This window comes from Aeromonas sp. Y318-3, assembly GCF_027706185.1.
GTDB lineage: Bacteria > Pseudomonadota > Gammaproteobacteria > Enterobacterales > Aeromonadaceae > Aeromonas > Aeromonas veronii.
In genome coordinates this window covers 12,500-36,023 of sequence record NZ_JAPDCN010000001.1, presented here as the reverse complement: position 1 = coordinate 36,023, position 23,524 = coordinate 12,500, and the positions used below count along the sequence as shown (strand labels likewise).

Annotated in this window: 39 protein-coding genes; 8 read left to right on the top strand and 31 right to left on the bottom strand. The window is 59.7% G+C overall.

Translation table 11 applies throughout. The features are described from left to right. Positions 1-95 precede the first annotated feature (95 nt). The 31 genes from OKB77_RS00260 to OKB77_RS00110 form a co-directional block, all read right to left on the bottom strand. Entirely contained in the window at positions 96-533 is a 438-nt protein-coding gene (locus OKB77_RS00260; protein ID WP_103857851.1) for a hypothetical protein, read from the bottom strand. After that, a complete protein-coding gene (locus tag OKB77_RS00255) occupies positions 533-991 on the bottom strand; it encodes a hypothetical protein (protein ID WP_103857850.1) in 459 nt (152 codons plus the stop codon). The genes OKB77_RS00260 and OKB77_RS00255 overlap by 1 nt, the downstream gene beginning before the upstream one ends. Then, positions 988-1,359 carry a hypothetical protein gene (locus OKB77_RS00250; protein WP_103857849.1) on the bottom strand — a complete coding sequence of 124 codons (372 nt, stop codon included), beginning with the start codon at positions 1,357-1,359 and terminating at the stop codon, positions 988-990. The genes OKB77_RS00255 and OKB77_RS00250 overlap by 4 nt, the downstream gene beginning before the upstream one ends. Further along, complete coding sequence (locus OKB77_RS00245; protein WP_270816772.1) at positions 1,356-1,916, bottom strand: hypothetical protein; 561 nt, start codon at positions 1,914-1,916, stop codon at positions 1,356-1,358. The genes OKB77_RS00250 and OKB77_RS00245 overlap by 4 nt, the downstream gene beginning before the upstream one ends. Then, on the bottom strand, positions 1,913-2,233 hold the full coding sequence (locus OKB77_RS00240; protein ID WP_270816771.1) for a phage head closure protein: 321 nt from the start codon (positions 2,231-2,233) through the stop codon (positions 1,913-1,915). The genes OKB77_RS00245 and OKB77_RS00240 overlap by 4 nt, the downstream gene beginning before the upstream one ends. 51 nt (positions 2,234-2,284) lie before the next feature. Further along, the gene (locus tag OKB77_RS00235) at positions 2,285-2,626 is read right to left on the bottom strand and encodes a hypothetical protein (RefSeq protein WP_181023049.1); all 342 of its coding nucleotides are present in this window, start codon (positions 2,624-2,626) and stop codon (positions 2,285-2,287) included. Positions 2,627-2,683: 57 nt separating this feature from the next. Further along, entirely contained in the window at positions 2,684-3,034 is a 351-nt protein-coding gene (locus OKB77_RS00230; RefSeq protein ID WP_270816769.1) for a head-tail connector protein, read from the bottom strand. 4 nt (positions 3,035-3,038) lie between these two features. Then, the gene (locus OKB77_RS00225) at positions 3,039-3,356 is read right to left on the bottom strand and encodes a hypothetical protein (protein ID WP_270816768.1); all 318 of its coding nucleotides are present in this window, start codon (positions 3,354-3,356) and stop codon (positions 3,039-3,041) included. 45 nt (positions 3,357-3,401) lie between these two features. Continuing rightward, complete coding sequence (locus tag OKB77_RS00220; protein WP_270816767.1) at positions 3,402-4,607, bottom strand: phage major capsid protein; 1,206 nt, start codon at positions 4,605-4,607, stop codon at positions 3,402-3,404. A gap of 62 nt (positions 4,608-4,669) precedes the next feature. Further along, positions 4,670-5,266, bottom strand: coding sequence for an HK97 family phage prohead protease (locus tag OKB77_RS00215; protein ID WP_270816766.1), 597 nt, complete (start codon positions 5,264-5,266; stop codon positions 4,670-4,672). Further along, positions 5,256-6,503, bottom strand: coding sequence for a phage portal protein (locus OKB77_RS00210; RefSeq protein ID WP_270816765.1), 1,248 nt, complete (start codon positions 6,501-6,503; stop codon positions 5,256-5,258). The genes OKB77_RS00215 and OKB77_RS00210 overlap by 11 nt, the downstream gene beginning before the upstream one ends. After that, the gene (locus tag OKB77_RS00205) at positions 6,478-6,666 is read right to left on the bottom strand and encodes a hypothetical protein (RefSeq protein WP_270816763.1); all 189 of its coding nucleotides are present in this window, start codon (positions 6,664-6,666) and stop codon (positions 6,478-6,480) included. The genes OKB77_RS00210 and OKB77_RS00205 overlap by 26 nt, the downstream gene beginning before the upstream one ends. Next, positions 6,659-8,404, bottom strand: a complete 1,746-nt coding sequence (locus OKB77_RS00200) for a terminase large subunit (RefSeq protein ID WP_270816762.1) — start codon at positions 8,402-8,404, stop codon at positions 6,659-6,661. The genes OKB77_RS00205 and OKB77_RS00200 overlap by 8 nt, the downstream gene beginning before the upstream one ends. Further along, positions 8,404-8,841: a phage terminase small subunit P27 family gene (locus tag OKB77_RS00195; RefSeq protein WP_270816761.1), complete on the bottom strand. Its 438-nt coding sequence runs from the start codon at positions 8,839-8,841 to the stop codon at positions 8,404-8,406. The genes OKB77_RS00200 and OKB77_RS00195 overlap by 1 nt, the downstream gene beginning before the upstream one ends. Before the next feature lie 282 nt (positions 8,842-9,123). Further along, complete coding sequence (locus tag OKB77_RS00190) at positions 9,124-9,468, bottom strand: HNH endonuclease (protein WP_232300640.1); 345 nt, start codon at positions 9,466-9,468, stop codon at positions 9,124-9,126. 92 nt (positions 9,469-9,560) lie between these two features. Beyond that, positions 9,561-9,770: a hypothetical protein gene (locus OKB77_RS00185; protein ID WP_270816760.1), complete on the bottom strand. Its 210-nt coding sequence runs from the start codon at positions 9,768-9,770 to the stop codon at positions 9,561-9,563. An 88-nt stretch (positions 9,771-9,858) separates the two neighbouring features. Further along, positions 9,859-10,398, bottom strand: coding sequence for a DUF2514 family protein (locus OKB77_RS00180; protein ID WP_042047481.1), 540 nt, complete (start codon positions 10,396-10,398; stop codon positions 9,859-9,861). Beyond that, complete coding sequence (locus tag OKB77_RS00175) at positions 10,398-10,889, bottom strand: lysozyme (protein WP_270816759.1); 492 nt, start codon at positions 10,887-10,889, stop codon at positions 10,398-10,400. The genes OKB77_RS00180 and OKB77_RS00175 overlap by 1 nt, the downstream gene beginning before the upstream one ends. A gap of 2 nt (positions 10,890-10,891) precedes the next feature. Beyond that, positions 10,892-11,098 carry a hypothetical protein gene (locus OKB77_RS00170; RefSeq protein ID WP_033132437.1) on the bottom strand — a complete coding sequence of 69 codons (207 nt, stop codon included), beginning with the start codon at positions 11,096-11,098 and terminating at the stop codon, positions 10,892-10,894. Between the two features lie 193 nt (positions 11,099-11,291). Further along, on the bottom strand, positions 11,292-11,813 hold the full coding sequence (locus OKB77_RS00165) for an antitermination protein Q (protein ID WP_223918230.1): 522 nt from the start codon (positions 11,811-11,813) through the stop codon (positions 11,292-11,294). 94 nt (positions 11,814-11,907) lie between these two features. Then, positions 11,908-12,294, bottom strand: a complete 387-nt coding sequence (locus OKB77_RS00160; RefSeq protein ID WP_232098042.1) for a RusA family crossover junction endodeoxyribonuclease — start codon at positions 12,292-12,294, stop codon at positions 11,908-11,910. Then, positions 12,281-13,273, bottom strand: a complete 993-nt coding sequence (locus OKB77_RS00155; RefSeq protein ID WP_270816757.1) for a DUF968 domain-containing protein — start codon at positions 13,271-13,273, stop codon at positions 12,281-12,283. Before OKB77_RS00155 ends, OKB77_RS00160 begins: the two co-directional genes overlap by 14 nt. After that, positions 13,270-13,467 carry a DUF3283 family protein gene (locus tag OKB77_RS00150; RefSeq protein WP_005324004.1) on the bottom strand — a complete coding sequence of 66 codons (198 nt, stop codon included), beginning with the start codon at positions 13,465-13,467 and terminating at the stop codon, positions 13,270-13,272. The genes OKB77_RS00155 and OKB77_RS00150 overlap by 4 nt, the downstream gene beginning before the upstream one ends. Beyond that, the gene (locus OKB77_RS00145) at positions 13,464-14,174 is read right to left on the bottom strand and encodes a phage regulatory protein/antirepressor Ant (RefSeq protein ID WP_270816756.1); all 711 of its coding nucleotides are present in this window, start codon (positions 14,172-14,174) and stop codon (positions 13,464-13,466) included. The genes OKB77_RS00150 and OKB77_RS00145 overlap by 4 nt, the downstream gene beginning before the upstream one ends. Positions 14,175-14,274: 100 nt before the next feature. After that, the gene (locus OKB77_RS00140; RefSeq protein ID WP_270816755.1) at positions 14,275-14,724 is read right to left on the bottom strand and encodes a hypothetical protein; all 450 of its coding nucleotides are present in this window, start codon (positions 14,722-14,724) and stop codon (positions 14,275-14,277) included. A 35-nt stretch (positions 14,725-14,759) separates the two neighbouring features. After that, positions 14,760-15,245 carry a hypothetical protein gene (locus OKB77_RS00135; RefSeq protein WP_182957080.1) on the bottom strand — a complete coding sequence of 162 codons (486 nt, stop codon included), beginning with the start codon at positions 15,243-15,245 and terminating at the stop codon, positions 14,760-14,762. Further along, positions 15,223-16,287: a hypothetical protein gene (locus OKB77_RS00130; protein WP_270816754.1), complete on the bottom strand. Its 1,065-nt coding sequence runs from the start codon at positions 16,285-16,287 to the stop codon at positions 15,223-15,225. The genes OKB77_RS00135 and OKB77_RS00130 overlap by 23 nt, the downstream gene beginning before the upstream one ends. Next, positions 16,280-16,546: a hypothetical protein gene (locus OKB77_RS00125; RefSeq protein ID WP_244812965.1), complete on the bottom strand. Its 267-nt coding sequence runs from the start codon at positions 16,544-16,546 to the stop codon at positions 16,280-16,282. The genes OKB77_RS00130 and OKB77_RS00125 overlap by 8 nt, the downstream gene beginning before the upstream one ends. Continuing rightward, complete coding sequence (locus tag OKB77_RS00120; protein ID WP_242897884.1) at positions 16,536-16,817, bottom strand: hypothetical protein; 282 nt, start codon at positions 16,815-16,817, stop codon at positions 16,536-16,538. The genes OKB77_RS00125 and OKB77_RS00120 overlap by 11 nt, the downstream gene beginning before the upstream one ends. After that, a complete protein-coding gene (locus OKB77_RS00115; protein ID WP_270816753.1) occupies positions 16,817-17,338 on the bottom strand; it encodes a phage regulatory CII family protein in 522 nt (173 codons plus the stop codon). Before OKB77_RS00115 ends, OKB77_RS00120 begins: the two co-directional genes overlap by 1 nt. Before the next feature lie 31 nt (positions 17,339-17,369). Beyond that, positions 17,370-17,576 carry a helix-turn-helix domain-containing protein gene (locus OKB77_RS00110; RefSeq protein WP_182951238.1) on the bottom strand — a complete coding sequence of 69 codons (207 nt, stop codon included), beginning with the start codon at positions 17,574-17,576 and terminating at the stop codon, positions 17,370-17,372. A 97-nt stretch (positions 17,577-17,673) separates the two neighbouring features. Here OKB77_RS00110 and OKB77_RS00105 point away from each other — a divergent pair, with 97 nt between their 5' ends. The 8 genes from OKB77_RS00105 (at position 17,674) to OKB77_RS00070 (ending at position 23,515) form a co-directional block, all read left to right on the top strand. Continuing rightward, positions 17,674-18,327 (top strand): helix-turn-helix domain-containing protein, encoded by a 654-nt coding sequence (locus tag OKB77_RS00105; protein ID WP_270816752.1) that lies wholly within the window; start codon positions 17,674-17,676, stop codon positions 18,325-18,327. 14 nt (positions 18,328-18,341) lie between these two features. Further along, the gene (locus OKB77_RS00100) at positions 18,342-18,905 is read left to right on the top strand and encodes a DUF2939 domain-containing protein (RefSeq protein WP_236758614.1); all 564 of its coding nucleotides are present in this window, start codon (positions 18,342-18,344) and stop codon (positions 18,903-18,905) included. 11 nt (positions 18,906-18,916) lie between these two features. Continuing rightward, a complete protein-coding gene (locus OKB77_RS00095) occupies positions 18,917-19,489 on the top strand; it encodes a DUF6932 family protein (RefSeq protein ID WP_042047492.1) in 573 nt (190 codons plus the stop codon). Then, positions 19,486-20,406: a hypothetical protein gene (locus OKB77_RS00090; RefSeq protein ID WP_042047493.1), complete on the top strand. Its 921-nt coding sequence runs from the start codon at positions 19,486-19,488 to the stop codon at positions 20,404-20,406. The genes OKB77_RS00095 and OKB77_RS00090 overlap by 4 nt, the downstream gene beginning before the upstream one ends. Positions 20,407-20,542: 136 nt before the next feature. After that, the gene (locus OKB77_RS00085) at positions 20,543-20,884 is read left to right on the top strand and encodes a DUF4406 domain-containing protein (RefSeq protein WP_270816750.1); all 342 of its coding nucleotides are present in this window, start codon (positions 20,543-20,545) and stop codon (positions 20,882-20,884) included. Beyond that, positions 20,881-21,411: a class I SAM-dependent methyltransferase gene (locus OKB77_RS00080; protein ID WP_270816749.1), complete on the top strand. Its 531-nt coding sequence runs from the start codon at positions 20,881-20,883 to the stop codon at positions 21,409-21,411. Before OKB77_RS00085 ends, OKB77_RS00080 begins: the two co-directional genes overlap by 4 nt. Further along, positions 21,408-23,102: a phage N-6-adenine-methyltransferase gene (locus OKB77_RS00075; protein WP_270816746.1), complete on the top strand. Its 1,695-nt coding sequence runs from the start codon at positions 21,408-21,410 to the stop codon at positions 23,100-23,102. The genes OKB77_RS00080 and OKB77_RS00075 overlap by 4 nt, the downstream gene beginning before the upstream one ends. Next, the gene (locus OKB77_RS00070) at positions 23,099-23,515 is read left to right on the top strand and encodes a hypothetical protein (RefSeq protein ID WP_103857821.1); all 417 of its coding nucleotides are present in this window, start codon (positions 23,099-23,101) and stop codon (positions 23,513-23,515) included. Before OKB77_RS00075 ends, OKB77_RS00070 begins: the two co-directional genes overlap by 4 nt. Positions 23,516-23,524: the final 9 nt, after the last annotated feature.

Sequence of the window (23,524 nt, the reverse complement as noted above, 5' to 3'; positions counted from 1 at the left end):
GGAGGGGAGGGTGCAGGCGCTCATATTCGAGCGAGTAATGGGCCAGCCAGGTGGTCAGTTCCGAAACGGGCAGCGCCTCGATTTCGGTAATCGTCTTATGCAGATCGATCGCTAACCTGATCACCAGCTGCTTGGTCTGGCTGACCCTTATCGTTTTTTTCAGCGGCCAGCGCCAGCTCGTCCATCCGGTTGAGGCGCTTCGCTACCGGCACCAGTCGGTCGAGTACCGACAGAGGCAGGCTTTCCAGCAAGGCTGGCACCTGTTCTTGGGTAGCGATCGGGTTGCCATCTTCGTCCACCATGCAGCAGACCAGCAGCGACATCATCCATTGGTATGGGTTATCTGCCAGCGGCTGGCCAGTTACCTGGTTGAAGTTGGTGATCTGGTACTCCAGCAGCTTGGACACCGACATTTCACGCACGATGATTTCGGCTTCTTCGCCCAGCTCTGGAACAGGCACGCGTTCCTGACGAAGCGATAACTTGTTGAGCAACAGCGCCGCTGTCACCGATGGTTTTTTCTTTGCGGCCATTATGCACCTACCCCCACCTTGCCCCACTTGGTCTTGCCGTTCTGTTTGCACGGCACCACGAAATCAATGGCCTTGTCACCCTGGGTTTCATTGCGCAAATAACCCAGCAACACCACCTCGTATTCCGCCGTCACATTGTCCGGCCAAATATGTTGAACGATGACTGTCTTGGTGGCCTGAGCCGCCGCAATAAACAACTGCTGGCCCGCATCGGTCGGGTAAGACATGCACTTGAACTCTTTCTCGGGGCCATCGAACATCCCTGCCATGGAGCGCTTGGCCGTGTCTTCCAGCGTAGTTTGGTCCAGCACGGGGTTTTTCTCGCCGACTTGGCCAATGGCAAGCATCCCAGGAAGGGGGGTGAAATCGGCATCGTCCTTGGTCTTGAACTTGGTCTGAGTCCCAGCGGCCAGCACGGCATCCTGGGGGGTGTACTGAAAGCGGGTTGCGGCAGTCATGCGCGGTTCCTTCTGTTGGTGGTTTGAATTTCGACGATGGATTGCTTGGTTGTCGTGTCCAGCGAACTGGGTGAGTCTCGCGGCTCGGACACAGCGATGTATTGGAAGTCGTCTGTTTGCCTGCCATCAAGCTGGCGCAGACGCTCGCCGATGGCATCCCCCTCCAGGCGAGTGGCGGCCAATATCTCCAACTGCCAAAAATGCTGTTGGAGACTCACTCCACCCTCAAGTGGTCGCAGGCCGTCAGGAGAGCTGACCAGGCTGTAGGCGATTGCAGGAATAGACACTTCTTGCGGGATGAAGTCGGGATATACAGGCACCTGGCTGGCGGCCTTTATCAGCTCAAAAATAGCGGCTCGCTTTATCATCTGATTGCCTTGTCGATGGCTGCGCCAAGGTGATCTTTCTGCACGTCCAGCACCTTCTCCACGTTCTCATCGAGACCGGGGCGCAAGAATGGGCCAGCAGGGATGCCGGGGTGGATCAAGCTCTCTTGCCCAGGGCGACTGCGGCGCAGATGTGCCCGCTTGTTGGCCCGCTCGGTATCCTTGTGGCTTTTGAGGCTGGCCCCACTGGCAAGACTGTGCTCGCGGGTGCCATGCTCCAGCCAGTACGCATAGACCGGCGCCTCCACGTATTTACCTGCCGCCTGTTGTACCTTGTAGGACTTGAACACACCGACAGAGGCAACGACATCAGCAAACCGGGGGTTTCTGGGAATGGAGACGCGCAGCTTGATGGACTCACCCAACAGGCCGGTGTCGTGGTTCCACTTCTGCTCATAGAGTGACCGAGTACGGGCCAGCACCGGCTGGGCTGATTCTCGCATCACCTCACGCAAGACCTTCTTCTGGGTGACCAGATCGAGGGACGCCAGCTGCTGCTCCAGATCAGAAAACCCGTCCAGGTCGATGGTGCTGATCATTGGTCAACCTCACAGAAGAGGATCAGCGTGCTGCGCTTGGCATCTGGCTGAACAAGTTTGATATTGACGGCGAGATCATCGCGCACCAGGAAAACCCGGTTGGCGGCGGTCACGCCGGAGCGGTATCTCAGCTTGATGGTGTACTGTCCTGCAGCGACCTCTTTGCCAGCCCTCAACTGCTCACGGCCACCAATCATCCGGACATCTGCCCAGATAGGACTCGACTCTTGCCACTGCGCCAGCGGCTGGCCAGCCGCATCTTGCCCTGACGCCTTGGTCAGAATGCGGATCTGATCTCGGTACTCACCGGCTGCCATAGACACCTCCATAAAAAACCCCGCCGAAGCGGGGTTTGTTTTGGTGACCGGTCAACTGTGGTGCCACCATATCCTAACCTTGTTGACTATCTGCCACGCCACACCGAGCAGCAGCACAGCCCCACCATAACCCAGACTTGAAAGTGTCCAGTCACTCCCCTTGGCATTGAGCCAAAGCGGTGTAAAAACTGTCATTGCCAAGCCCATGGCCATCAACAGATAAGCCCACAGCACCTGCTCCTTAAGCTGCTTGGATGTCTGCTGCGTGGTCGTCAGCCGATCACCGGTGTCCACCACATCAGCCAACTGCATGACCGGCGACCCACAATGCGGGCAACTGGCCGCCTTGTCAGACACCTTGCCGGTACATTCGCCACACTCGATAAGCGCCATTGTCCCTCCCGTATCAATCCCGGTAGGGTATATCCGATCAGCCCCCTGATCCAGCCATCACGGATCCGGTGACAGCTCGGGGAACAAGATCCGGTATGGGCCAATCGCATGGGAATAGGCCAGCGGCAGCTCTGCCACGATAGTGCCTGTGATGATGGGCTCGCGGTTCTCGTAGAACTGCGCCGCCGACATCAGGATCGCCAGAGTAACGGCCGGGTTCTTTACGCTGATGCCATAGTGATCGGTATCGGGGATGTCCTCATCGCTGGCGTAGAGCGTGCGCCCCATGTAGTTGGAGGCCGCCACTTCGGCAGCCCCCAGATACAGCTCCAGCAGCTCGTCTTCATCACTCATGCCTGCATCGAGGCGAAGCTGTTTTTTCAACAGACTGATGTTGAGCAGTGCCATCTGATTACGCCTTGTCAGCTTTCGCCTTTACCTGCTTGGCCGCCTTCTGCTCTGCCTCTTCGGCGGCCTTCCGTTCTGCCTCTTCGGCGGCTTCATCCTCTGCGGCCAGGGCTTGTGCCGCCGCCAGGGCATCAGCTTCTTGCCGCTGTTGCTCGCGGGCCTGAAGCTCTGCCAACTGGCGTTTGAGTTCGGCCTCGGTGTCATAACGAGCGATCCCGAGCCGGACCAACTCGTCCGCCTCTTCCTGGCTGGCCACCGGCAGTTTATCGCCTACGTTGCCCCGCTTTTCACCGCACAGCGCGGTGAGCAAAATTACGTGCATGGGTTCTCTCCATCCAGCCGGGGGCATGGCCCCCAGCGTAGTTGATTAAGCAGCCTTGAGGGTCAGCGCCTTGACGGCTGCGGTATCTTCCAACAGCGCATCGAAGCGGTGGAACATCAGGAAGCCAACCAGACCGGCCTCGGCATACTTCTCGTCCAGACGGCGCAGGGCCATCCCTTTGACGCGGCGGATCTGGAAGTAGCTGAAATCGCCATAGAGCACCGCTTTCTTACCAGCAGCCACATCCGGCATACCCTGGTCGATCTGGTACTGATCGCCGTCAATGGTCGCCGGGGCAACACCGGCCACATCCGGCAGCCACAGCGGGCGGCCATTACCGTCCTTGAGTTCCTTGAAGCCGAGCAGGGTGTTGTCGTTGAACACCCAGCGGGTGTTGCCTGCACGATAGGCCGGATCCACCGAATGTTTGAGCTTGAGCAGATCACCGTGGGTAATGGAACCCGCCACCGCAGAAGTCACACCACCGGTCAGCTGCATGGTCAGACCCTTGATGTTGTTGCCCTGGCCGTCGCCGTTCAGCAGTTGCTTTGCTTCACCTCGGCCGAGGCGAGATCCGATGCGGCGGGCAATCAGGCCAATGACATCCACGCCGCTATCTTGCAGCAACTCGTCACTGATCTTGATGGTCTTGGAGGTCATCTTCTTGGCACCGATGGCAACCTGGCCAAACTCAATGTCCTTATCGCCACCCTCTTCGGCTTCACCGATCATGACGCCTTCATCCGCAGTGCCATCAGTGGTCACCCAGGTAATGGGCTGACCGCCATCGGTTTCGAACACGGTGGAGATATTGGCCACACCGCCGGAGGCTTTCATGGTTTCCACAACGCGGTTGCGGAATTCGGTGGGGACGGTAAAGCCGCCCTTGGTATCCACGTTGGTGGCCTGGGCGCGCATCTCCTTGAACAGCGAACGTTCTTCGCTGGAGAGCGCCTGATAGCCACCGCGCAACACGGTTTCCAGCACCTTCATCTGGCGGGCTTCGGCGACACTGGTATTGAGGTCAATGCCAGAACGGCGCTCGGGCTCGTCGTTGACCTTGTCAGAGTCCAGGCTGAGCAGGCGCTCTTCGCGGGCGATCTGGGCGTCCAGTTCGTCCAGCTCCTGGATCATGTCCCCCCACTGCTTGGAGGCGGCGTCATCCCAACGCTTCTCGCTGTGTTCATCGTTCAGCTTGCGCATCTGACCGGCGATGGTGCCGCGCTTCTGCTTCAGTTCGTGCAATTTCATGGGCATACGCTCCGTTATGGCAATAAAAAACCCGCCGAAGCGGGTCAGGTTTTACAGCACCATCAGGCGCCAATCAGTTGTAAGTGTCGTTCGCGCCGCTCGCGGGCCTCGTCTTCCTGGGCGCGGCTCTCTTTATTCTTGAACTCCTGCATGGAGCGGGAGGCAGCAGTTGCGTCAGGGTAGGCAGGGAAGGCCACCGGCCCCACATCGTAGAGGCGGGCGAACTTGGTGATCTCTCGCGTCAGCAACCCATCGTCATCGTAAAACCAGCGCTCGCCATCGTGGGCCACTTTGAACTGGAATGAGCTGGCGTCGATGTCACCGCGCAGCATGGGGGCCAACACCAGATCTTTCACCATCTGGGTTTCAGGTGCATCTATCTCGTAGCGCAGCCCCTCATCATCAATAGACAGGCGCAAGGTGCCGCTCTTGGTGCGACCCAGCACAAAATTCCGGTCATGGTTGAACAGCCCGCGCACATCGTCCTGCATCACCCCATCGAAGGCGCCAGGCTTGATGATCTCACGAAAGCCGCCGAGGTTTTCACTCAGGCGGTTAAACACCGCCCCATAACCGATAATCTTCTGGCCTTGCCCGTCAGCGGCGGGATCGGCTCGGACTTCACAGCGAAAGAAGCGGCGTTCGCTATCATTCGGCATTGGTCACCTCATCTTCTTGTTGTTTGTTGTCCTGCTGGCTGGCGGCGTTGACCGAGATCAGGAAGTTGTCGAGCCCATCGACCCGGTTCATATCTTCCAGCACGCGCACCTCATTGCGGTTCATCCAGCCATCGGTGATGGCGTAGTGGTAGAACTCGGCCCGCTCTTTGGCGGTGCCGCGCAGCAGGCCGGCCAGGTTGAACTTGACGTAGTAACCGGCCCGCAGCTCGGCCTCGGTGAACACCTTGCGGTTGATCTCCTGCTCCCAGCGCACAATCCATGGCATCAAGCATTGCCTGACGAAGTGGATCGCCTGCTCGCTGATGTTGGAGAAGGTGGCCCTGTCCAGGTCGTTGATCATGTAGCTAGGCACGTTGTAGATCCCCGCTACCTCGCTGCGGTTCATCTTCTGCGTTTCGAGAAACTGTGCCTCTTCCGGCGGGATGGTGATCGCCTTGTAATCCAGATCACCGGTCAGCAAGGCGGTGCGCCCGCTGCCCTTGCCGATACCCCCTTCACGCCATGAGCTTTTCAGGTTGGCGCGATGTTGCTTGCCTTGTTCTGCCGCCATGTTCGGCGTCTTGTCGATCAGGATGCCGGATGGGCGACCGCCGCCGCCAAAGAACTGGCTCCCATATTTCTTGGTGGCCAGCCCCAGGCCGATGGTCTCGGCGTGATAGCGGATAGGGCTGGCGCCCCACAGCTTGTCGGCACCAAAGCCCTTGATGTGCACTGCGTCATAGATGGGCAGGGCAAACCAGCGATGCTCCTGATCATCGTATGCTGGGTAGTACCAACCGGACTGGCCGCGCTGCGGCTTGCCGATATGCTCTGGTTCAAACAGCACCAACTCGGTCAGCTGCCCCGTTCGGCGATCCCTGATTAGCCGCGTCACGGCGTTGCCATGTGCCAACACCGTTTGCTGCGACTGCTCCCGCCAGTCATAGCTGCTCTGGAACATATTGGGCGAGGCAGACAGCAGGTAATGGGCAGGGTGGTCATTGCCAGGGACAACATTCCCCCCTTCCTTGCGCAGTACATGGATGGGCATCTGGGCCATCGCGCTGGCCAGCCGGTGAATACAGGAATACACCGCTGCCAGCCTCATGGAGCTGGCAGGCGTCACCGAGACGCCGCTCTCTGTCGCGGCCCCCAGGCCAAACCATTCAGCGAGACCGGGATCAGATGAGCTGATGGTTTCACTGCGGGCCTCAGCCCCGAACAGCAGACTGAACATCGCGGCCCCCTTGTTGCTTGAGCTTTACCAGTACCAAGACAGTCAGCAAAACCAGACCGACCAGCAGACCGCCAGCCAGCAGCAGGGCAGGGCCTAAGCCATACATCAGGTAGGTGCCACCGCTCATCAGCAGGACGCCGAGCAGCAGGGCCGCATCAATCAAGTACCGCGTCCGTTGGGTCATAATCATCTTCCGAGTAGGGGCTGCTGAATGCGCCCTTGTTAAGCATGGCGCGGCCGATAGCCATGATGGCCGCCATTGCGCCGTCGATTTTGTTGTCTTTGCCCTCCTTGCGAGGGAACACGTTCTCGTTGGCATCCTCACGCGCCGTCACGTTGCCAATCATCCAGTTCATCACCGGGTTATCGTCATGGTGCAGACGGCCAGCCGCCAGCGCGGACTCCATTTCTTTCATCGGCGGTGACAGGTGCGCCGTTGTCTGGGGGATCGCCACCGGCATCCAGCCAGCCGCAGCCAACTGCTGGGCAAGCTGGGCACTGTTCCATGGGTCGTGCGGGATCTCGCGGGGGGCATAGGTGCTGGCCAGGGTGGCCACCTCTGCCCCTATTTCGCCGAAATCAATTTCCGCACCATCCGTGGGCGTCAGTGCCATCCCGCCAGCATTTGGCCACACCGTCGAGATCCACTCCTGGTACTTCGCCGCGTTGCGGTTATCGGGGTCGTTGGTGGTGTCCTCCGGCAACCAGTGGCGGGTGAACAGGTAGTAATGCAGCAGTCCATCAGCCTCATAGCGAGCAAAACAGATCGCCAGTGAGCAGACGTCCAGCTTGCTGGCCAGGTCGAGAGCGAACCAGCAAGGGCAACCGATAAAGTCCTCTATCTTCAAGGTGGCATCGGCCGCACTGCGCCAATGGTCGTAGTTGAAGAAGGTGGAGCTGGCGGTGGTCCATTTGTTGAGGTGCTTGATCAGGTACTTGGTCAGGTGCCGCGCATTGCGCTTGGCCCGCATCAGCTGAGCAAGCAGGTAGTCCTCAAACACCGAGATCCCATAGTTGGGGTTGGCCTTGCGCAGACTGGCCGGGTCAAAGATGTCGTCATCATCGTCGATGGTGTAGATCAGCGCGAACAGCTCCTCATCCGGTTCTGCACCACTGAGCATCTTGACGCACTCATCCCAGAACTGTTTGCAGGGGCCAGCAGGGTTAACCCCTGCCGTGCTGATCACCAGCATCATGGGCTGCTCTCGCGCCCCCTGGCCGGTCTCCATGGTGTCATATAGTTCAGGGCTGTCATGTTCGTGGTACTCATCGACTATCGCCAGGTGCGGGCTTGAGCCATCACCCGGATTGCCGATCACCGGCTCAAACACCGAGCCATCCTGACGAAGCATCTTCTTGGCGCAAACCTGAATGCCAAACTTGCGGCGCAGGTTGGGCAGCTGGGCGGCGATCTGCATCGCGGGCTTGAACACTTCCCACGCCTGCTTTTCCGTGGTGGCACCGCAGTACACCTCCGCGCCGGGCTCATCGTCCGCCGCAAACATGTAGATGCCATTGCCCGCCGCCACGATGGACTTGCCATTCTTGCGCGGCACGAATAGGGCCGCCCGCCGGAACCGGCGCAGCCCGTCCTTCTTGCGAACCCAGCCGTAAACGCACGCATGAAAGAACAGTTGCCAGGGCTCTAGCGTTATCCGGCGCTTGTCCAGCGGCAGGCGCCGCCATTTGCCCTTTGTGTGCGGCAGCAGTTGCAAAAACTTGCAGGCCCGCTCTGCCCTGGCGGCATCGAATCGGTAGGGGTAGTCCTTTTCTTTGGACTTCTCCAGATCATTCAGGTGGCGCTGACACGCCTGCTGAACGTACTTGCAGGCGATGACCCGACCCGATACCACGTCACGGGCGTACTTGTTCGCGGCGTTGACGTTCGGGTTCTTGGCCATCAGAAATCCTCGAACTCATTTCTGCCATCAGGGCCAGTCCCGCCACCTCCGCCCATCAGGCGGCGATAGCTGGTAGGGTCAAGTCCGAGCAGTGAGCCGATCCTGACCATGGAGGAGAGCGCATCCTGACGGACAGCAACGGCGGGATGTTTCTTGATGCCCTCGGCGGTGGCCGAGGTGATGCCGTCATCCAGCACCATCTTCTCGGCCGTGAGATACAGACCAAACGAGTTGCAGTAAGCCAGCACCAGCGGCAGGTGATCTTCGGTAAGCTGCTGGCGACCGATCAGAATCTTGACCGTGCTACGCCAAAGCAAACGCGCCTCGGCATAATGCAACTCAGGGGGAGCAGGCGGCGCCCGCTTGATGACTTGATTGGATGGCGCAGCAGGCAGATCGCCGCCAGACTTGCGGCCACCCCCAGCGGCTCTTGTCATGTTTAATACTCCAATCATTAAACCGTGACAGCGATGACGAATGTCACGTTAGTCACACCAAGAGGCCCCCATTTCAGGAAATTTTCCTTATTTCTCGCTCGCGTAAAAAACTCTAGGCGGCGGTACTAAGGGGCTTGAGACGGTAGGGATTTGACCACCCCCTCCCCGCCTGACCCGCGCCGCGACTGGATCTCGGCGGCCTTTTTGGATCTCTTGAGGATCTCGCCGAAAGGGTGCCTGGGGAGGGCTGTTTTCTGGGTTGGCGTTCAGTTTCACGCCAGTTCACCGCCGGTTCAGCCGCTCGTTCGCGGTCTTAACCTTGTGGTGAGCGGTACAAATGGACGCCAAGTTGCTCGGGTCATCCGTGCCGCCGTGCGCCTTTGGCACCACATGGTCAACAATGTTCGCGGGGGTGTATATCCCCTCGCCCAAGCAGGTAAGGCAAAGGTATCCATCACGCTGCAAGATAGTTTCCCGCAGCTTATCCCATGCCGAACCATACCCGCGCTGATGCCTGGACAACCCAGCCTGATATCGCTCCCACCCAGAAACGCGGTGAGCCTCGCACAAGCCGGACTTGTCATTGGTCAGAGCACTGCAACCGCCGGGATGGCGGCATGGCTTCATCCGTCTTAGCGGCATGGTCACTCCACAATAAGGGCCGCCCGCTGCTGCTATTGGCATCGCTGCATGGCGCTAGCATTGGGCGGCAAGGTAAATCAATGCGTATTCCTTTTGGGAGGCCAAGGGATTGCATCACCAGTTATCTGCTGAATAACAACCTTGCGGTCAGACTCTGATTGCAGATGGCGCGTGAATGCGAGGAGAGCGGCATTGCTCTCTTTCAGCGCCCTCCCTGCTTTACGCAGTTGGAGCAGCGCATAAACGTTAAGGCAAAACGAAAGCAACAGGATGGCACCGGTTAACATGGCATTACTCATTGCTTGATGCACTCACGCACATCGGTAATCCACAACCGAGCGCACATCAAAATAGACATTGCGGCCAATAGTTGGGTTAACGGGGTTGAGTCAATGAGAGATAGGCTCTTTCACAGGCTAGTCCTGACGCTCGAGCTCGGTCATACGCTGCTGCCAGCTCACCCGCTCTCTCGTCAGCCCGGCTGAGCAGGTCGGCGAGCACCATGGCAGGATGTCCGGCTGCCGGGCCTCCTTGGGCAGCCCCGGGATTGCTGGCGCACTGACTTGCTCGGGCTGCCAGGCGGCGGGCTTGCTCGCGCAGCCGGCCAGACTCAAGGTCAGCAGCAGCGGCATCAGCCTGCGCTTGGGCGATTTCTTCTTGTGCATGGTCTCTCACCTCATCAATTTCAGCCTGCCGGCGCTGCTCTTCCTCCCGAGCCTTCAGCTCAGCCTTAGTTCTGGCTGTGGCAAGGCGGGCAGCCTCTTCATTCCACTTTGCCTGCCAGGTCTTGCGCTCCCCCTCCTCCCCAGCAGCATGACCGGAGCGATAGAGCGCCACACCGCCGCCGGCCAGGGCGGCTATCACCAAGGCACCGGCCAGGAACGGCAGCACCTTGCTCTGCTGAGTCACTCCCATCACACCCCCTTGCACTTCGCATTGAGGCGCAGCCGGTCTTTCCAGAGCCCGGGGCATACCCGGTTCCCCGGTACCGAGCAGTCCTGGTTGCCGGAACGCTTGAATAGCAGGATCGCCTCGCAGGCCCCGGGGTTGTCGCCAGCGTTCAGGCGCTTCACGATGGTGGATCGGCAGAAGGCGCCGGGACCGATGTTGTGGGAGAGCTCGACATAGGCGTCGAACTCATACTGGTGGAGTGGCACCTTGATGCAGGCCTTGAGGGCATTCTCGAACACCCGCACCTCCCGAAGGCTCCTGTTCACCGCGGCGACGGGCGTGATGGTGTCACCCATCTTGACCCCTTCGGTGCTCCCAAAGCCGATAGTGGGGAGCTTGGTACCGTGTACGGGGTCGGGGTAAGCCATCGGCTCAAACCCCTCCCGATTCAGGATCCCCACAAAGCCGGCAGCACTGAGAGTGAGCGCCGCTATGGCAATTCGTACTTTTGTCATGCCTACCCCACCTGCTTGGCGCGTGGCTTGATGATGTTCGACCAGATAAACCAGCCGATCTGAACCGAAAGCCATACAAGCGTCGCGATCAGCACCCAGTCATTCAAAGAGACACCAGCCCACGACATACTCACCACCGCTACAGGAGGGGCAGATTTCGCAGTTTCACCGACCACAGTGGTAGCGATCTGCTCATGGCCTTGATTCATGAATCCACCCCAGAAACGAAAAAACCCCGGCTAAGCCGAGGTTTGAGAGCAAGAAACAAAAAAAACCGCAACCTTTCGGGTGCAGTCTTCCATCGTTGGCAATCAGCCTACACAAAATTGCAGGTGGCCGTCAAGCCACCCTCACCTGCACAAGCAACAACCCCGCCGAAGCGGGGTTCTAGGGGCAAGTGACTTACCGCGTCGTATACCAATAGCGCGTCTGCGCCGCTGACTCCTGCTGGTGGCACCAATCCAGCACGGCCAGATAGAGCGGATACCAGCCCAGCTCCCATTGCCCACGGGTCAGTCCACCAGCCAACGGTTCAATGGCGCGTCTGATCTGAGTACCCGGGATGGGGCGTAGCCCGGTACCACCACAGCGTGGGCACACCTTATCAATCGCCTTGCCGTGCAGGCGGCTCAGTTCCAGGTCGCGGATCACTCCCCGCCCCCGGCAGAACTGCGGGTGACAGGAAGCCCCAGGAGTGTCAGCAGTGCGGCAGTAGTGTTCCAGGGCCAGCTCGGCCACCCGGCGCAAGGCCATGCCATGGCCACGTTCCTTGTTGGCCCCCACATAGCGGGGGGCAATCTTGGTGCACTCGGCTTGCACAGCTAGCAGGGCCTTCTTGGCATCCCCTAGGTCTTTGCAGTAACGCGCCATCACCAGCGCCATGCCGGCACCATTGTGCTTCTGAACCATTCCCAATGCCGTCATCACATCACTCTTTGTCAGATGAGAACGCCCCGTTGACTGGGCCTGATAGGCCTGCAGCATCACAGAACGCGGATCCCCTACGGTAATTGCATATTCAAAGCGCACTCATCACCTCCACCGTTACCGACACCATTCCCCCTTTCACTACCGGCCCGCGCTCCACCAGCAACCGGTCGATCTGGCTATCGTCCAGCCACACCCCGGCGTGGGTCAGGGCGTCTTGCACCGCCTTCACCGTGTTATCCAGATCCCGGGCTCGCCGGTCAGGGGCCTGCACCAATAGCCGCAGGGCCAGCCGGTCGGGAATCTGCTTGCCGGCTAACTTGGCAGCCAGGCAGGCATCGGCCGCGGCCTTGCGATAAACCCTCCCCTCCTGGCTCAGCAAGGTTCTGGGCTTGCCGCTCACGGCCACATTGCGCCAGATCCGGTTGGTTGAAGGGGGCCATGGCAGGGTCACTGTCCATGAATCAGCTTTTGGCATTGAACACTCCCAGGGAGCATGCCAGCTCCAATGTGTTGATCACGTGCTCCAACTGCGAACCGTGCTGGGCCTCCCAGGCCTTCCACCCGATCCGGTGCAACTCCATGTGTGGCTGGTGGGCGAGTGGGAACACCATCAGATCATGCGCCTTGCTGCCCATCACGCTCATACCGTGACCTACGACATGGTGCGCCTCGATGCCCTCGCGCTGGCCAGTCACCACACAGGGCAACTGCCGGACAAAGGCCAGGTAGGCTGCACACTCCCAGCGCTGGCGCTTGGGCCTGCCCAGGTGGAGGGCCGCGGGTTCTGGGTCGATCTGACGAATAGCTGGTTTGGCATTGATGCGAGCCCGCAGATCAGCCAGCGGATCGCGCTCTGCCACCTCAAGGCGATGATCACGATAGCGAGCATCGGTCTCCCGGTTACCACGGGGCGACCACTTCCGATCCGGTTCGATGGGTGCCAGGCGACAGGCAGAGCGCAGCAGCGGATCCGGCAATGAAGGCAGCACCTTATAGACGGTCGCCCACCAGCACAGATCCCGGGCAGTCAGGTCAGCAGCGGCCACCCCACACCAGCCAGCAACCCGCTGCAGCACAAGCTGCGCCAGCCATCCGGCCACATCAGCGAGGCGGATCGGTAACTGTCCATTGCGGTGCTCGTTGTCGTGATGCCAGCACAAAGGCAGATGCACCCCCTCCACTTCTGCGGTGACGGTTTCCCCGATGCAGCCATCGGCTATCACGCAAGCCGTGGCATTGGCGGTCAGCAGCTCCCCGCCGGCAGCATCGACCACCGCAGCGCAGGCCAGGGCCGACACCAGCTCAGGGAACTGGGCCAGCAGGTCGGATCCCTGATCGCGCACCAAGCGCACCGGCTTGCCAGCCAATTGGCGCCTCACCGCTGGCAGGCTGTCACCCAGCGGCACCAGGGCCAGCCCCAGCGCTTCGACAAACACGGCGTTACCTGCGCTCACGCTTGCCCCCTGATCGCGTTCAACTGTTGGCGAAACCACTCACGGTGCTCTTCATCCACCTCATCAATGGCGGCCACCACGACCTCACGCCCGATCTCGTTGCGGCGACGGCGCCACACCAGCAGGTGCGCCTGCTTGATCAACTCGATGCGCTGCCGTTCAGCCGATGGCAACAGGGCCAGGTTGTGACTCATGCCGCCACCCCACGCAGGATGCCGTCACGGATCAGTCGCTCCACCAGCCACTGCTGGCCCTTGCCGGTGATCAGGGGGGTGAAGCTGATGCGCCGCTCGCCGTTGCTGTCAAACGAGCTCTCCCGGGTCGCGAACAGCCCGCGGTCCACATACTCCTGCATCGGCAGGTTCCAGCGCTCCCCGCGGCAACTCATCAAGATCTTGCGTTCCCTCAGCAGGGTGAACAGGGTATTGGGGCCAAGGCCCACCGTCTTGGCGAACGCCGACAAGGTGATCCCCTTCTCCACACTGGCGATCTGCTTGGCGAACTCCACCGCCGGGGCATCCATCGCCACCTTCTGTTCCAGCGCCATCTTCTGCTCGGCCAGCTCGGCAGCAAGGCGCAGTGCCTCCGGCAGGGTCTGGGGGATCATCATCGCGGGCTGGTGGGCTTGCTGCTCCAGCTCCTGCCAGCGGCGAATAATCCGGATCCGCAACTGGGCGCTGTAACCGGCCACCAGACAAAGGGTCTCCTCCTTATCCAGCAACAAGCAGGGCTGGGCACGGCCAAGGCTGTCCCGGTACTCGGCTGACTTTTCAGCCGATTGAATTTCCACCAGCATCCGGCGAATATCGGCCAGCACATTCTTGTGCTCCTTGCCCGTCAGCTCCGCGAGCTCCACGCTGGTCATCGTCAACAGGGCAGAACCCCGAGTCATCAGCTCCATCACACCGCCCCCTTGCTCATGCTGCTGGCCACCGCCAGGGCCACTCCCACAAACACCAGTGCCATCAGGGCATAGGTCACCAGCACCACCATCAATTTGTTCATCCCATCTCCCTCCCTTCCCTGGGCCGGCGACTCGCCTTGCGCAGGGCCATACCGACGACCAGGCCGACTTCCCTGGTCCACTCGTCAAAACCGCCTTCATGCCAAATGAACATGCCGAACGTGATACAAAGCCCGGCCTGCCTGGTCTTCTCCAGCTCCTCGATGCCCAGCAGCGGAGCATCCAGATTCCGGGTCGGGGTGTGCTGGGCGTAGTAGTGCATCATGCCCCTACCCTCACCAGCGCCACCGCACTGCCCCGGATCCGCGCCGCTTCCGCCTGCGCTTGCTCCGCGCCCCCCCATCACCAGGTAATGCCCGGCGCCAGTGGCGGCATCGGTCTGGCCCAGGGTCTTCGCTGAGTTCGACACCTCCAACTGTACCCGCTCCCCCACCCAGCCCCGCACCGGCGAATAGATGGCGACCCGGCAGAACTGTGCCTCACGCACATCGCGCTCGGCGTCCCCGTTGAAATAGCTGTTCATCAGGCAACCCTCCCCGTAATCGTCACTCCCTGGTTGTGCAGCTCAGTCAACAGTTGCTGCAGCTCGGCCTGCACCGCCTCATCGGTCACCTCGCGATCACGCACATAGACACGGGCCTCCACCTGCATCTCGCAGGCTCGCAAAGAGACCTGGCGGCCCACAGGGGCAGACTTCGGTACCGGATTGCGCTGCAGGATGGTGGCCTTGACCTCGGCCGGGCGTGGGGCGAACTGACGACCGGCGTCATCGGCCAGTTCCAACACCGCCTCGCGGATCTGCTGGGCGGTGAACCCGCGCAGTTGAACACCCCAGGCCATGGCCACGCCGCGAGCATTGGCATCCAACTGGCTGGCACTGGCGGGCCAGCATCCGGCCATCAACGGCAGCAGCTCGTCGGCCAGGAACATCGACATGCCGGTGCTCACCTGCAAAGTGGCCTGATTCACGGGCAGGCTGGTCACGTTAGAGGGGAGTGTTGTCGTCATAATCGACCCCCGCGGCTCGCAGGGCCTGGGCCTGCTGTTGGGCTTGCGCCAGATTGGACAGGCGGCGCTGGTGGCCGCCAGATGGATTACCGCGCTTGGCCTGCAGCTGGTCCCACTTCTGGCGCAGCTTCTGCGGCGACAGCACGTTGGCACACCAGAACGCATCCCGGCTCACCCAGTCATACAGCTCGCAGATATCGCGGTGGCTGCGCTGGTCCAGCTCGCGCATCAGCCGGATCACGTTAGCCCACTGCGCCCAGTTCGGCTCAATGGCGGTCGGGGTGATCAACTGCACCCGCCGGAACATCCACTGCGCGGTCATCAGGTCATCACCGGTTCCCCACGCCTTGCCGCTCGGGGTTTGGATGGCAGCCTCGGGAATCACCCGGGCCTTGGGTTCGGGATCGGCAACCCCCTCGATGGCAGTTCCCTCCCCCTGTTGGTCGAAAGTCGCGTCAGCGAGTTGCGACGAAGAGTCTTTAAGATCTTTGTTTGTTTTATTGTTTATCTTGTTTAGATCTTCGGCGTGATACTCCGCGCCTAACTCCGCGCCATCAGATTGCGATACCCCCTCCGTCCCCTGCTTTGATGCGGGTTGCAACTCCGCGCGAAACTCCGCGCCAATGTGTTCTGAAACTCCGCGCTGGTAAGGGTCGTAATTGAGCAGGGTGACCAGGGTATAACCACGGGTACCCTGCTTGCTGGAGCGGCTGATCATCCCCTCCTGCTCGAAAGCATCCAGGGATCGGCGGGCACTGTCTTCGGAGATGCCACAGGCCTCCCCAAGGGAACGGGCAGAGCCTACGACCTGGCCACGCTGGATCAACAGGCGATTGCCGTTGAAGCTCACCTCGCAGCGCTCGTGCGCCGCCTCCAGCAGCAGGTGCAGCCACAGCGCCTTGCGCACCGGATCGCGGTAAAACGGCACCTCCTTCAGGCTCTTGTACAGCAGGACAAACCCACTGCGACGGTTGTCGGCCACATTGCATCCTCGCGAAACAGGGGCGGCCACCGGGGCCGCCAGTCTGACTACCTCACCCATGGCTCACCTTCTTCACTCGCGTCGGTTTGGCCGCCTTCTTGGCGTCCTTCTCCTGCTGGCGCAGCTTGCGTTGCAGCAACTTGGCCATCTTCTTTCCCTCCGCCAGACACTTGGCAAAGGCCTGCCCCTTGGCAAAGCACGGCGTGGTGCGAAAATGCCGCAGGGCCGCCTGGGTTGCGGTGTGCACCACATCCGGGGTGTATCCCCCCGCCGTCAGGAGCTGCGCCACGTTGCGCTCGATAAACAGCTCAGGATGCATGAGCCACCTCCTGCAGGTGTTGCTGCAAACAGGCCAGGTGGCGTTGCACCTGCTCGGCCGTGGCCGGGATGCGCAACCCGCTGTAGACCAGAAAGGCCCCCCGGGTGCCCACCACCAGCTTCGGCAACATGGGCGGGATGCACGAGCGGCGACTGCCTTGCGCCCTCGGCGATTGTTGGGTACGCTTCTCCACGTTCTTTTCTCCGCGAAAATGGACCTCGGGTCGGGCTGTTACCGCAGCGCCGGCCCACTTTTTTTGTGCTTCCTTCATCACTTCTCTCCTTGTGCATGTGGCCCCGGGAACGGGCGCACCTGACTGGCTACCGACTCTTCCAGGCTCAGCAGCTCCTTGATGGCCCGGTGCACTGCCGCCGTGATAGCCTTCCGCTCAATGGGGTCAATCACCCCGTCTTGCCTTGCCTCACGCAACTCACCAAACACTGCCGCAACCACCTCACCCACCAGCATCACCTGGTCGGCCAGCTCCTCTTCGGTCACCGTGCTATCCGGCAGGGCCACCAACGTATGGCCGCGGGACAGCGCCCAGGCCTGCAGGATGGCGTTGTCACCGGTCAGCTCGGTCACCGCCATCGCCTCGGACAGGGTCAGGTGGTGGTCTTCGCAAGCAGGATTGAACTTGTTGTTCAGGGTGGTCGGGCGCTTGGAGCCCATCAGGCGGGCCAGATCGGTGATGTTGTACCGGCGGCTCAGCTGATAAGCGGCGTCAATAGGGTCAGATGCGTGGGAGTAATCCCGCTTGACTCTCGTGGTTGTTTTTTTGGCTTCTGTCATGATGGTTTCCGTAGAGCAGGCCGAGCGGCAATCACTGGCGATGCTCTGGGTAGATGATTTCCATAACGCTGATTTCTTGAGAGAAAAAATCAGCAATCCGTTGGGCTCGCTCTAACGATGCCTTTTGAAGGCCCCGCTCAATGCGGCTCAGGTTTCCAACGTCAATCCCTACCGCCTGACTCAGCTGATTGATCGTTACCTTCTGCTGCTCTCGCAGCTTTCGAAGAGGTGTAAGCATGAACGCCCCCTTATATGCGCTACACGCATATTCAAGCACAGAAACATATGCGTGTCACGCTTTGCGCACACCGCATATAAATTGCCATCATGGACAAATGAAAGTTGGAGCAAAGATCAGAGCGCTGCGTAAAGCGCGCAAAATGACGATCAACGAACTGGCCACTCAGGTGGACAGTGATGTTGGCAATATTTCTCGATTGGAACGTGACCTGCAGGGCTTCAGTCCACAGTTACTATCCAAGATCGCGGACGCACTGAGCGTGCCTGTTTCAGAGCTTTTTTCTGATGACTCGCCCGCTTCTCCCCACCAAAACATGGAAATGGCCCAGCCTGACATCCACCGGATACCGGTGATCAGCTATGTGCAGGCAGGGGTATGGACAGCTCCCAACGAGATCCGCGAGTGCGACGGCAACATGGCCTATATCACCACCGATCTCGATCTTGGTGACCGTGCCTTTGCCATCGTGATCCGGGGTAACTCCATGGAGCCGGAATTCACCGAGGGGGATCTGGTACTGATCGACCCGGACGAACCGCTTCACCCTGGTGACTTCGTGGTTGCCAAGAACGGCGAAGAAGAAGCCACCTTCAAGAAGTACCGCCCCCGGGGTTACGGCGAAGATGGCCAGGAGATTTTCGAGCTGGCACCTCTCAATGACGACTACCCCACCATGCGCTCCGATCGCCAGCATATCCAGATCATCGGCACCATGGTGGAACACCGCAGGCGCAGAAAACGGCGGTAGTGAGGCAAAAAATTATGAGCAAAGGTAAATTAGCACTTGGGGTCGCAGCAGGGCTCTTTGCCGCATACATGTTCGCAGCACCCTATATAACCGTTTATCAAATTAAATCTGCCGCAGAGAATAATGACGCGACCACACTGTCTGAATATATTGATTTTCCTAGCCTCCGCCAGAGCTACAAAGGCCAGATAACTGCCATGCTGGAAAAAGATATGGCCGAAAATGAAGAAATGAAAAATAACCCATTTGCAAAAGCAGGTGCAGCGCTTGGCGGTAGGATGGTGGAACAGATGGTCGATGCCTACGTGACACCGGCTCGGATAGTTGAATTGATATCCAGCGAAAAACCTGCTCTGGAGCCTAGGCAGAGTTCAATTCAAAGCTCGGGTAACGCTACCTCTTCAAACCGAAAGGCATTCGCTGATGCATCACTGTCCTACGAGTCCCTTGATAAATTTGTGATCAATGTCGAATACGACGGTGTCAATATAGAGGACTGGATCCTTCGCAGGCAGGGGTTGTTTGGCTGGAAGATCACCAACATCGTATTTCTACCCGCATATGCCGGGGTAGAGTAAGGAGTTATGGCATGACAATTGTTTCCATTCCTGAATGGAACACCGTGGGCCTATTACCCCCCATTAATCAGGCTAACCCAATCAGTCCCGAGCGCTCTCCTTATAACGTTGCGCTACTGGACGTCATCATGCGTTTTGCCACATCGCCCGAGCGCCGCCAGGTGCTGCTGGGCTTTCTGGACTATCGCGCAGCCTTGCATGGCATGGGACTGGTCAACGGTTTTCAGTGGCTGGATGGCAGCTTCACAGAACAGGTGGAAACCCTGGAGCGCCGTCCACCAAGAGACATCGACGTGGTGACCTTCTTGCATACCCCTGATGACTTTGCCCCGTCTGATGCACAACTTGAGATACTGGATCACGATACCGCGAAGGCCAGCTTTCTGGTGGATAGTTATATCGTCGAACTCAATTTCTTGCCGCTCGAAGCCATCGTCCAGCAAAGCGCATACTGGTACAGCATGTGGTCACACCGTCGCAATCAGGCTTGGAAAGGGTATTTGCAAATCGACCTGAACCCCGCCTACGATGCGGATGCTCGTGCCAGACTAAACCAACTCAATACTCCGGAGGTGCAGCCATGAACAACGAAGATCGCCAGCACCTGCTGGCTGAGCGCACTTTCCTGCAACGGATGCTGGCTGACACGCCGACCACGGCACGCCTGACCCGAATGAGTCAAGAAGCCCGCTTGCACACAGTCGAGGCACAGCTCGCGGCACTGCCCGCAGATGAACGAGTGCTTGCCCGCGCCAAACTGACGTTTGACGGCGTCCCCGTGATCCGCAGCCATGGTATCTTCGCCGACTTTGGCATGAAGGCCGTGAGCAGCTTTACCGATGCGGTAGCATCCATAGCCGCCTCGCTCACCACCCCCTTGGCAGCCATGGGCCGCATACCCAACCGGGATCAGAACCAGTTGCTGATCACTAGTACCGCCGTGGGTTCATTCGGGTTTGAACTGGAAGAGCATAGCGCAGAGCAACTGGTGCTAGGGCTAGAGAATGCGAGTCCAGTAGCCATCGCGCTGGAGCGTACACAGGCATTGCTGCAAAGCACCTTGGGCGATGACGATGCTCTTGCAGATATTGCCTCGGAGACCGATCCGCGTGCGTTGGATAAGGTGCGTAACTTCTTGAGAGTGCTGGCAGACAATGGTGCTGTCTGTGCATTGCAATATGGTGGTCAGGGTGTCCGCTTTACCGATGTGGGGCAGGTCAGCCGTAGTCTGGCGCGACTGGAAGCAGACAACCTGCACGAAAGCGTGGAACAGTTACAGGGCGAATTCGTCGGCGTGTTGCCAAACAGCCGCAGCTTTGAATTCAGACTCGTCGGCGATGGGCAGATTGTCCGTGGCAAAGTCTCCCCACGGGTGCAAGACGTGGACGCCATCAATAGCCATTTGCACCAAGCCGTGCAGATCGACGTCACCAAAACGCAAGTTGGTAACGGTCGTCCGCGTTATTTTCTGGCTCAGATGCCGCACTGGGCTCAATCATGATGGTGCTTTGCAGTTAGCCAATGATCAGCTAAGCCCACCAGCAAGGTGGGCTTTTTTACATTCGCAAATATGCGCTTGACGCATTTGCGTATAGCGCATATCTTTATCCCAGTTACACCAGTAAACGGGATGAACCATGTCGAACCAACAACGCAAAATCGTCTACATCGCAGGGCCAATGTCTGGCCTGCCGGAATACAACCGCCCTGCCTTCAACGACGAAGCTCTCAATCAACAGCAAAAAGGCCACGTCGTACTCAACCCGGCAATCCTGCCGGACGGCCTCACCCAGCAGCAATACATGGGCATCTGCATCGAAATGGTCAAGATCGCCGACGAGGTGATCATGCTGCCCGGCTGGCGCGATAGCCAGGGCGCCACTGCCGAGTTCCACCTCGCCATGAAGTGCGGCAAGGTCATCCGCCAAGCCGAAGACGGCTTTGCCTGGTACCCCACCAGCCCGGAGACCGCAGCATGAGCCACACCACCTTGCATCTCGAGAAACGTGTTTTGGACCCATGTTGTGGCAGCCGAATGATGTGGTTTGATCGTCAGCACCCTGACGTGGTTTTTGGCGATCTGCGCCGCGAGGTGATTTCCGTCACGGACCGTTCCCACGGCAACCAGAACGGTACGAGAACGCTTCGCATAGAACCTGATGTGCAAATGGACTTTCGGGCGCTGCCTTACCCAGATGGCGCATTCAAACTGATTGCATTCGACCCACCACATCTGGAACGAGCAGGACCGAATAGCTGGCTCGCAGCCAAATACGGCAAGCTCGGTCCTGACTGGCGTGATGACCTGCGTCGTGGCTTCTCTGAATGCTTCCGCGTCCTGGCTCCTGACGGAGTGCTTGTCTTTAAGTGGAATGAGACTCAGGTGAAAGTTGGGGAGGTATTGGCGCTCACTGACGTCAAGCCCTTGTTCGGTCACCCAAGTGGCCGCCATGGGCTCACACACTGGCTCGTGTTCATGAAACCCACAGAGCGGGAGGTAGCATGAACCACTACGCCCAAGCGCTGGCCGAACTGCAGGCCCAGCCTGACCACGAGCTCAAGCAGATTGGCGACCAATGGCAGACCCCCAAGGCGCTGGCCTGGGGCCTGTTCCACCAGTTCGCCCCCACCCTGGGGCCGGTGGTGCTCGACATGTTCGCCGACGACTGCAACCACCTGGTGCCCAACTACTACGACGCCGAAGACAACGCCCTCACTCAGGATCTGGCCGCCGACCTGCGCCGGCTGGGGGGCGCAGCCTACGCCAACCCGCCCTACTCGCGCCCCTGCACGGATAGCGAGGGGAACCCCATCACCGGGATGGAGGCCATCCTCAACTACTGCCGCGAGCAACGGGCGCTGGGCGCCAAGATCATGTTGCTCATCAAGGCCGCCACCAGCGAAACCTGGTGGCCAGAAGATGCCGACTTCATCCAGTTCATCAGCGGCCGTATCGGCTTTGAGGTGCCGAGCTGGTACGTGCCCCGCGACCCCAAAAAGGACAAACCCAGCTCTAGCGGCTTTGCCTCAGCCGTGGTGATCTTCGACGCCGGTTGGCAGGGCGAGCGCCGCCCCGAGGCACGCCTGCGCCGTGACGACCTCATCACCACCGGCAGCATCATCCTCGACATGATCCACCGCCAAGCGGTAGAGCTCACCCTGGCCGCCGATCACGTTATCCGAAGCGCTGCCCCCAGGCTGGCCCCCGTGGTCACCCAGGAGCAACCCGCCGAAACAGAACCGGCCGCTGGGGAGCCACCAGCAGCCGACGATAACGAGGCCAGCGCCGCTGCGGCTGCCGAACTGGGCTATGCCGATGCCAGCAGCATCATGGCCAAGCAGATTGAGTGCGTTGATCTCGGCGAAGAGCAACAGGATACGGTCAGGGGTTATGTGCAAGGCTGGCTGGACGAACCTTATCCACTCTCCGAGATCTTCTATCGGCTCGATCTGGCCGTCGCCAACCTGCTGGCCGGCAAGCCTATCCATCAGGGCTTTGTCGCAGAAGAGAGTCGTTCCCCCGCCCTGCCCCACTGGCAACGCCACCCAGCAGTGAAGGGGGTTATCTACCAGATCGACGATGCGAACATCCTGACCCCGGCCAGGACCGCCGAGCTGGCCGCCTGGATCATCGACAACCTGACGGCCCCAGGCGATCTTCTGGAACTGGCTACCGCCAAGGCCGCCGAGCTGTTGGCGCAGAGTGCCGAAGCCACCAGCCCAGAGCCAAGCCATGCAGAGCGGCAGCTCGAGCTGCTGGATGCCCACCACCCAACCGAGGAAGCCAGCACCAAGCTGCTCGAGGAATGGGCCTTCGACTACCAGAACAACGAGCTCAATTTGGGCGGCGCCGAGTGGTCGTGCTTTGTCGCCGTGCTGACCGTGCTCTACGGCGCCAAGGAGCACTACACCGCCCGGGAGGTAGCGATCGCCATCTCGGTCAGCGACGAGCAGCTCATGGACGAATACACCACTTTGGACGAGGAAACCAAGGTGCTGCTGCGTAAGGCTGTCTCCACTCTGAAGCAGGTTGAGGGATACAACTTCACAGAAGCCTTCACCATGCTCGACCTGCACCGCCAGGAGGCCGTCATCGCCTTACTGAACGCCCTGCATAACGAGCCGACCCTCAGCCCCGTCACGCAAAAGAGCGTGATGATCAACGCCATTACCCGAGTGAATGAGGTGATGGCATGAGCATCGTCCAAGACGTGGCCGAATGGATTCACGCCAGGGAAGAGGGCGCCCTGTGTGGAGAGGTGGCGACGGCCTTCTCTATCACCGCGATCAAGGCCAGCGTACTGATCAGCCAGATCCAGCGTGAGCCACGCTTCACCACCCGGGTAGAGCATGGCCGCATTACCGACGACAACGGCAAGGGACGGCATGCTCGCCGTCTCTATGTTGACCAGGTTCAGCCACCGCGGTGGCACAAGACCCCGGTGATCGGCACCAACGATAAAGAGCAAACCGTCAGGTTCGCCAGCATCACCGATGCCGAGCGTGTTGGCGGTTTTATTCGAGTCGGCATCACCCGCTGCCTGAATAACTCCCAGGCGACCCACGGCGGCTATCGCTGGGCGGTCGCATCAAGCGAACAGAATGGTTAGAGGAAAACA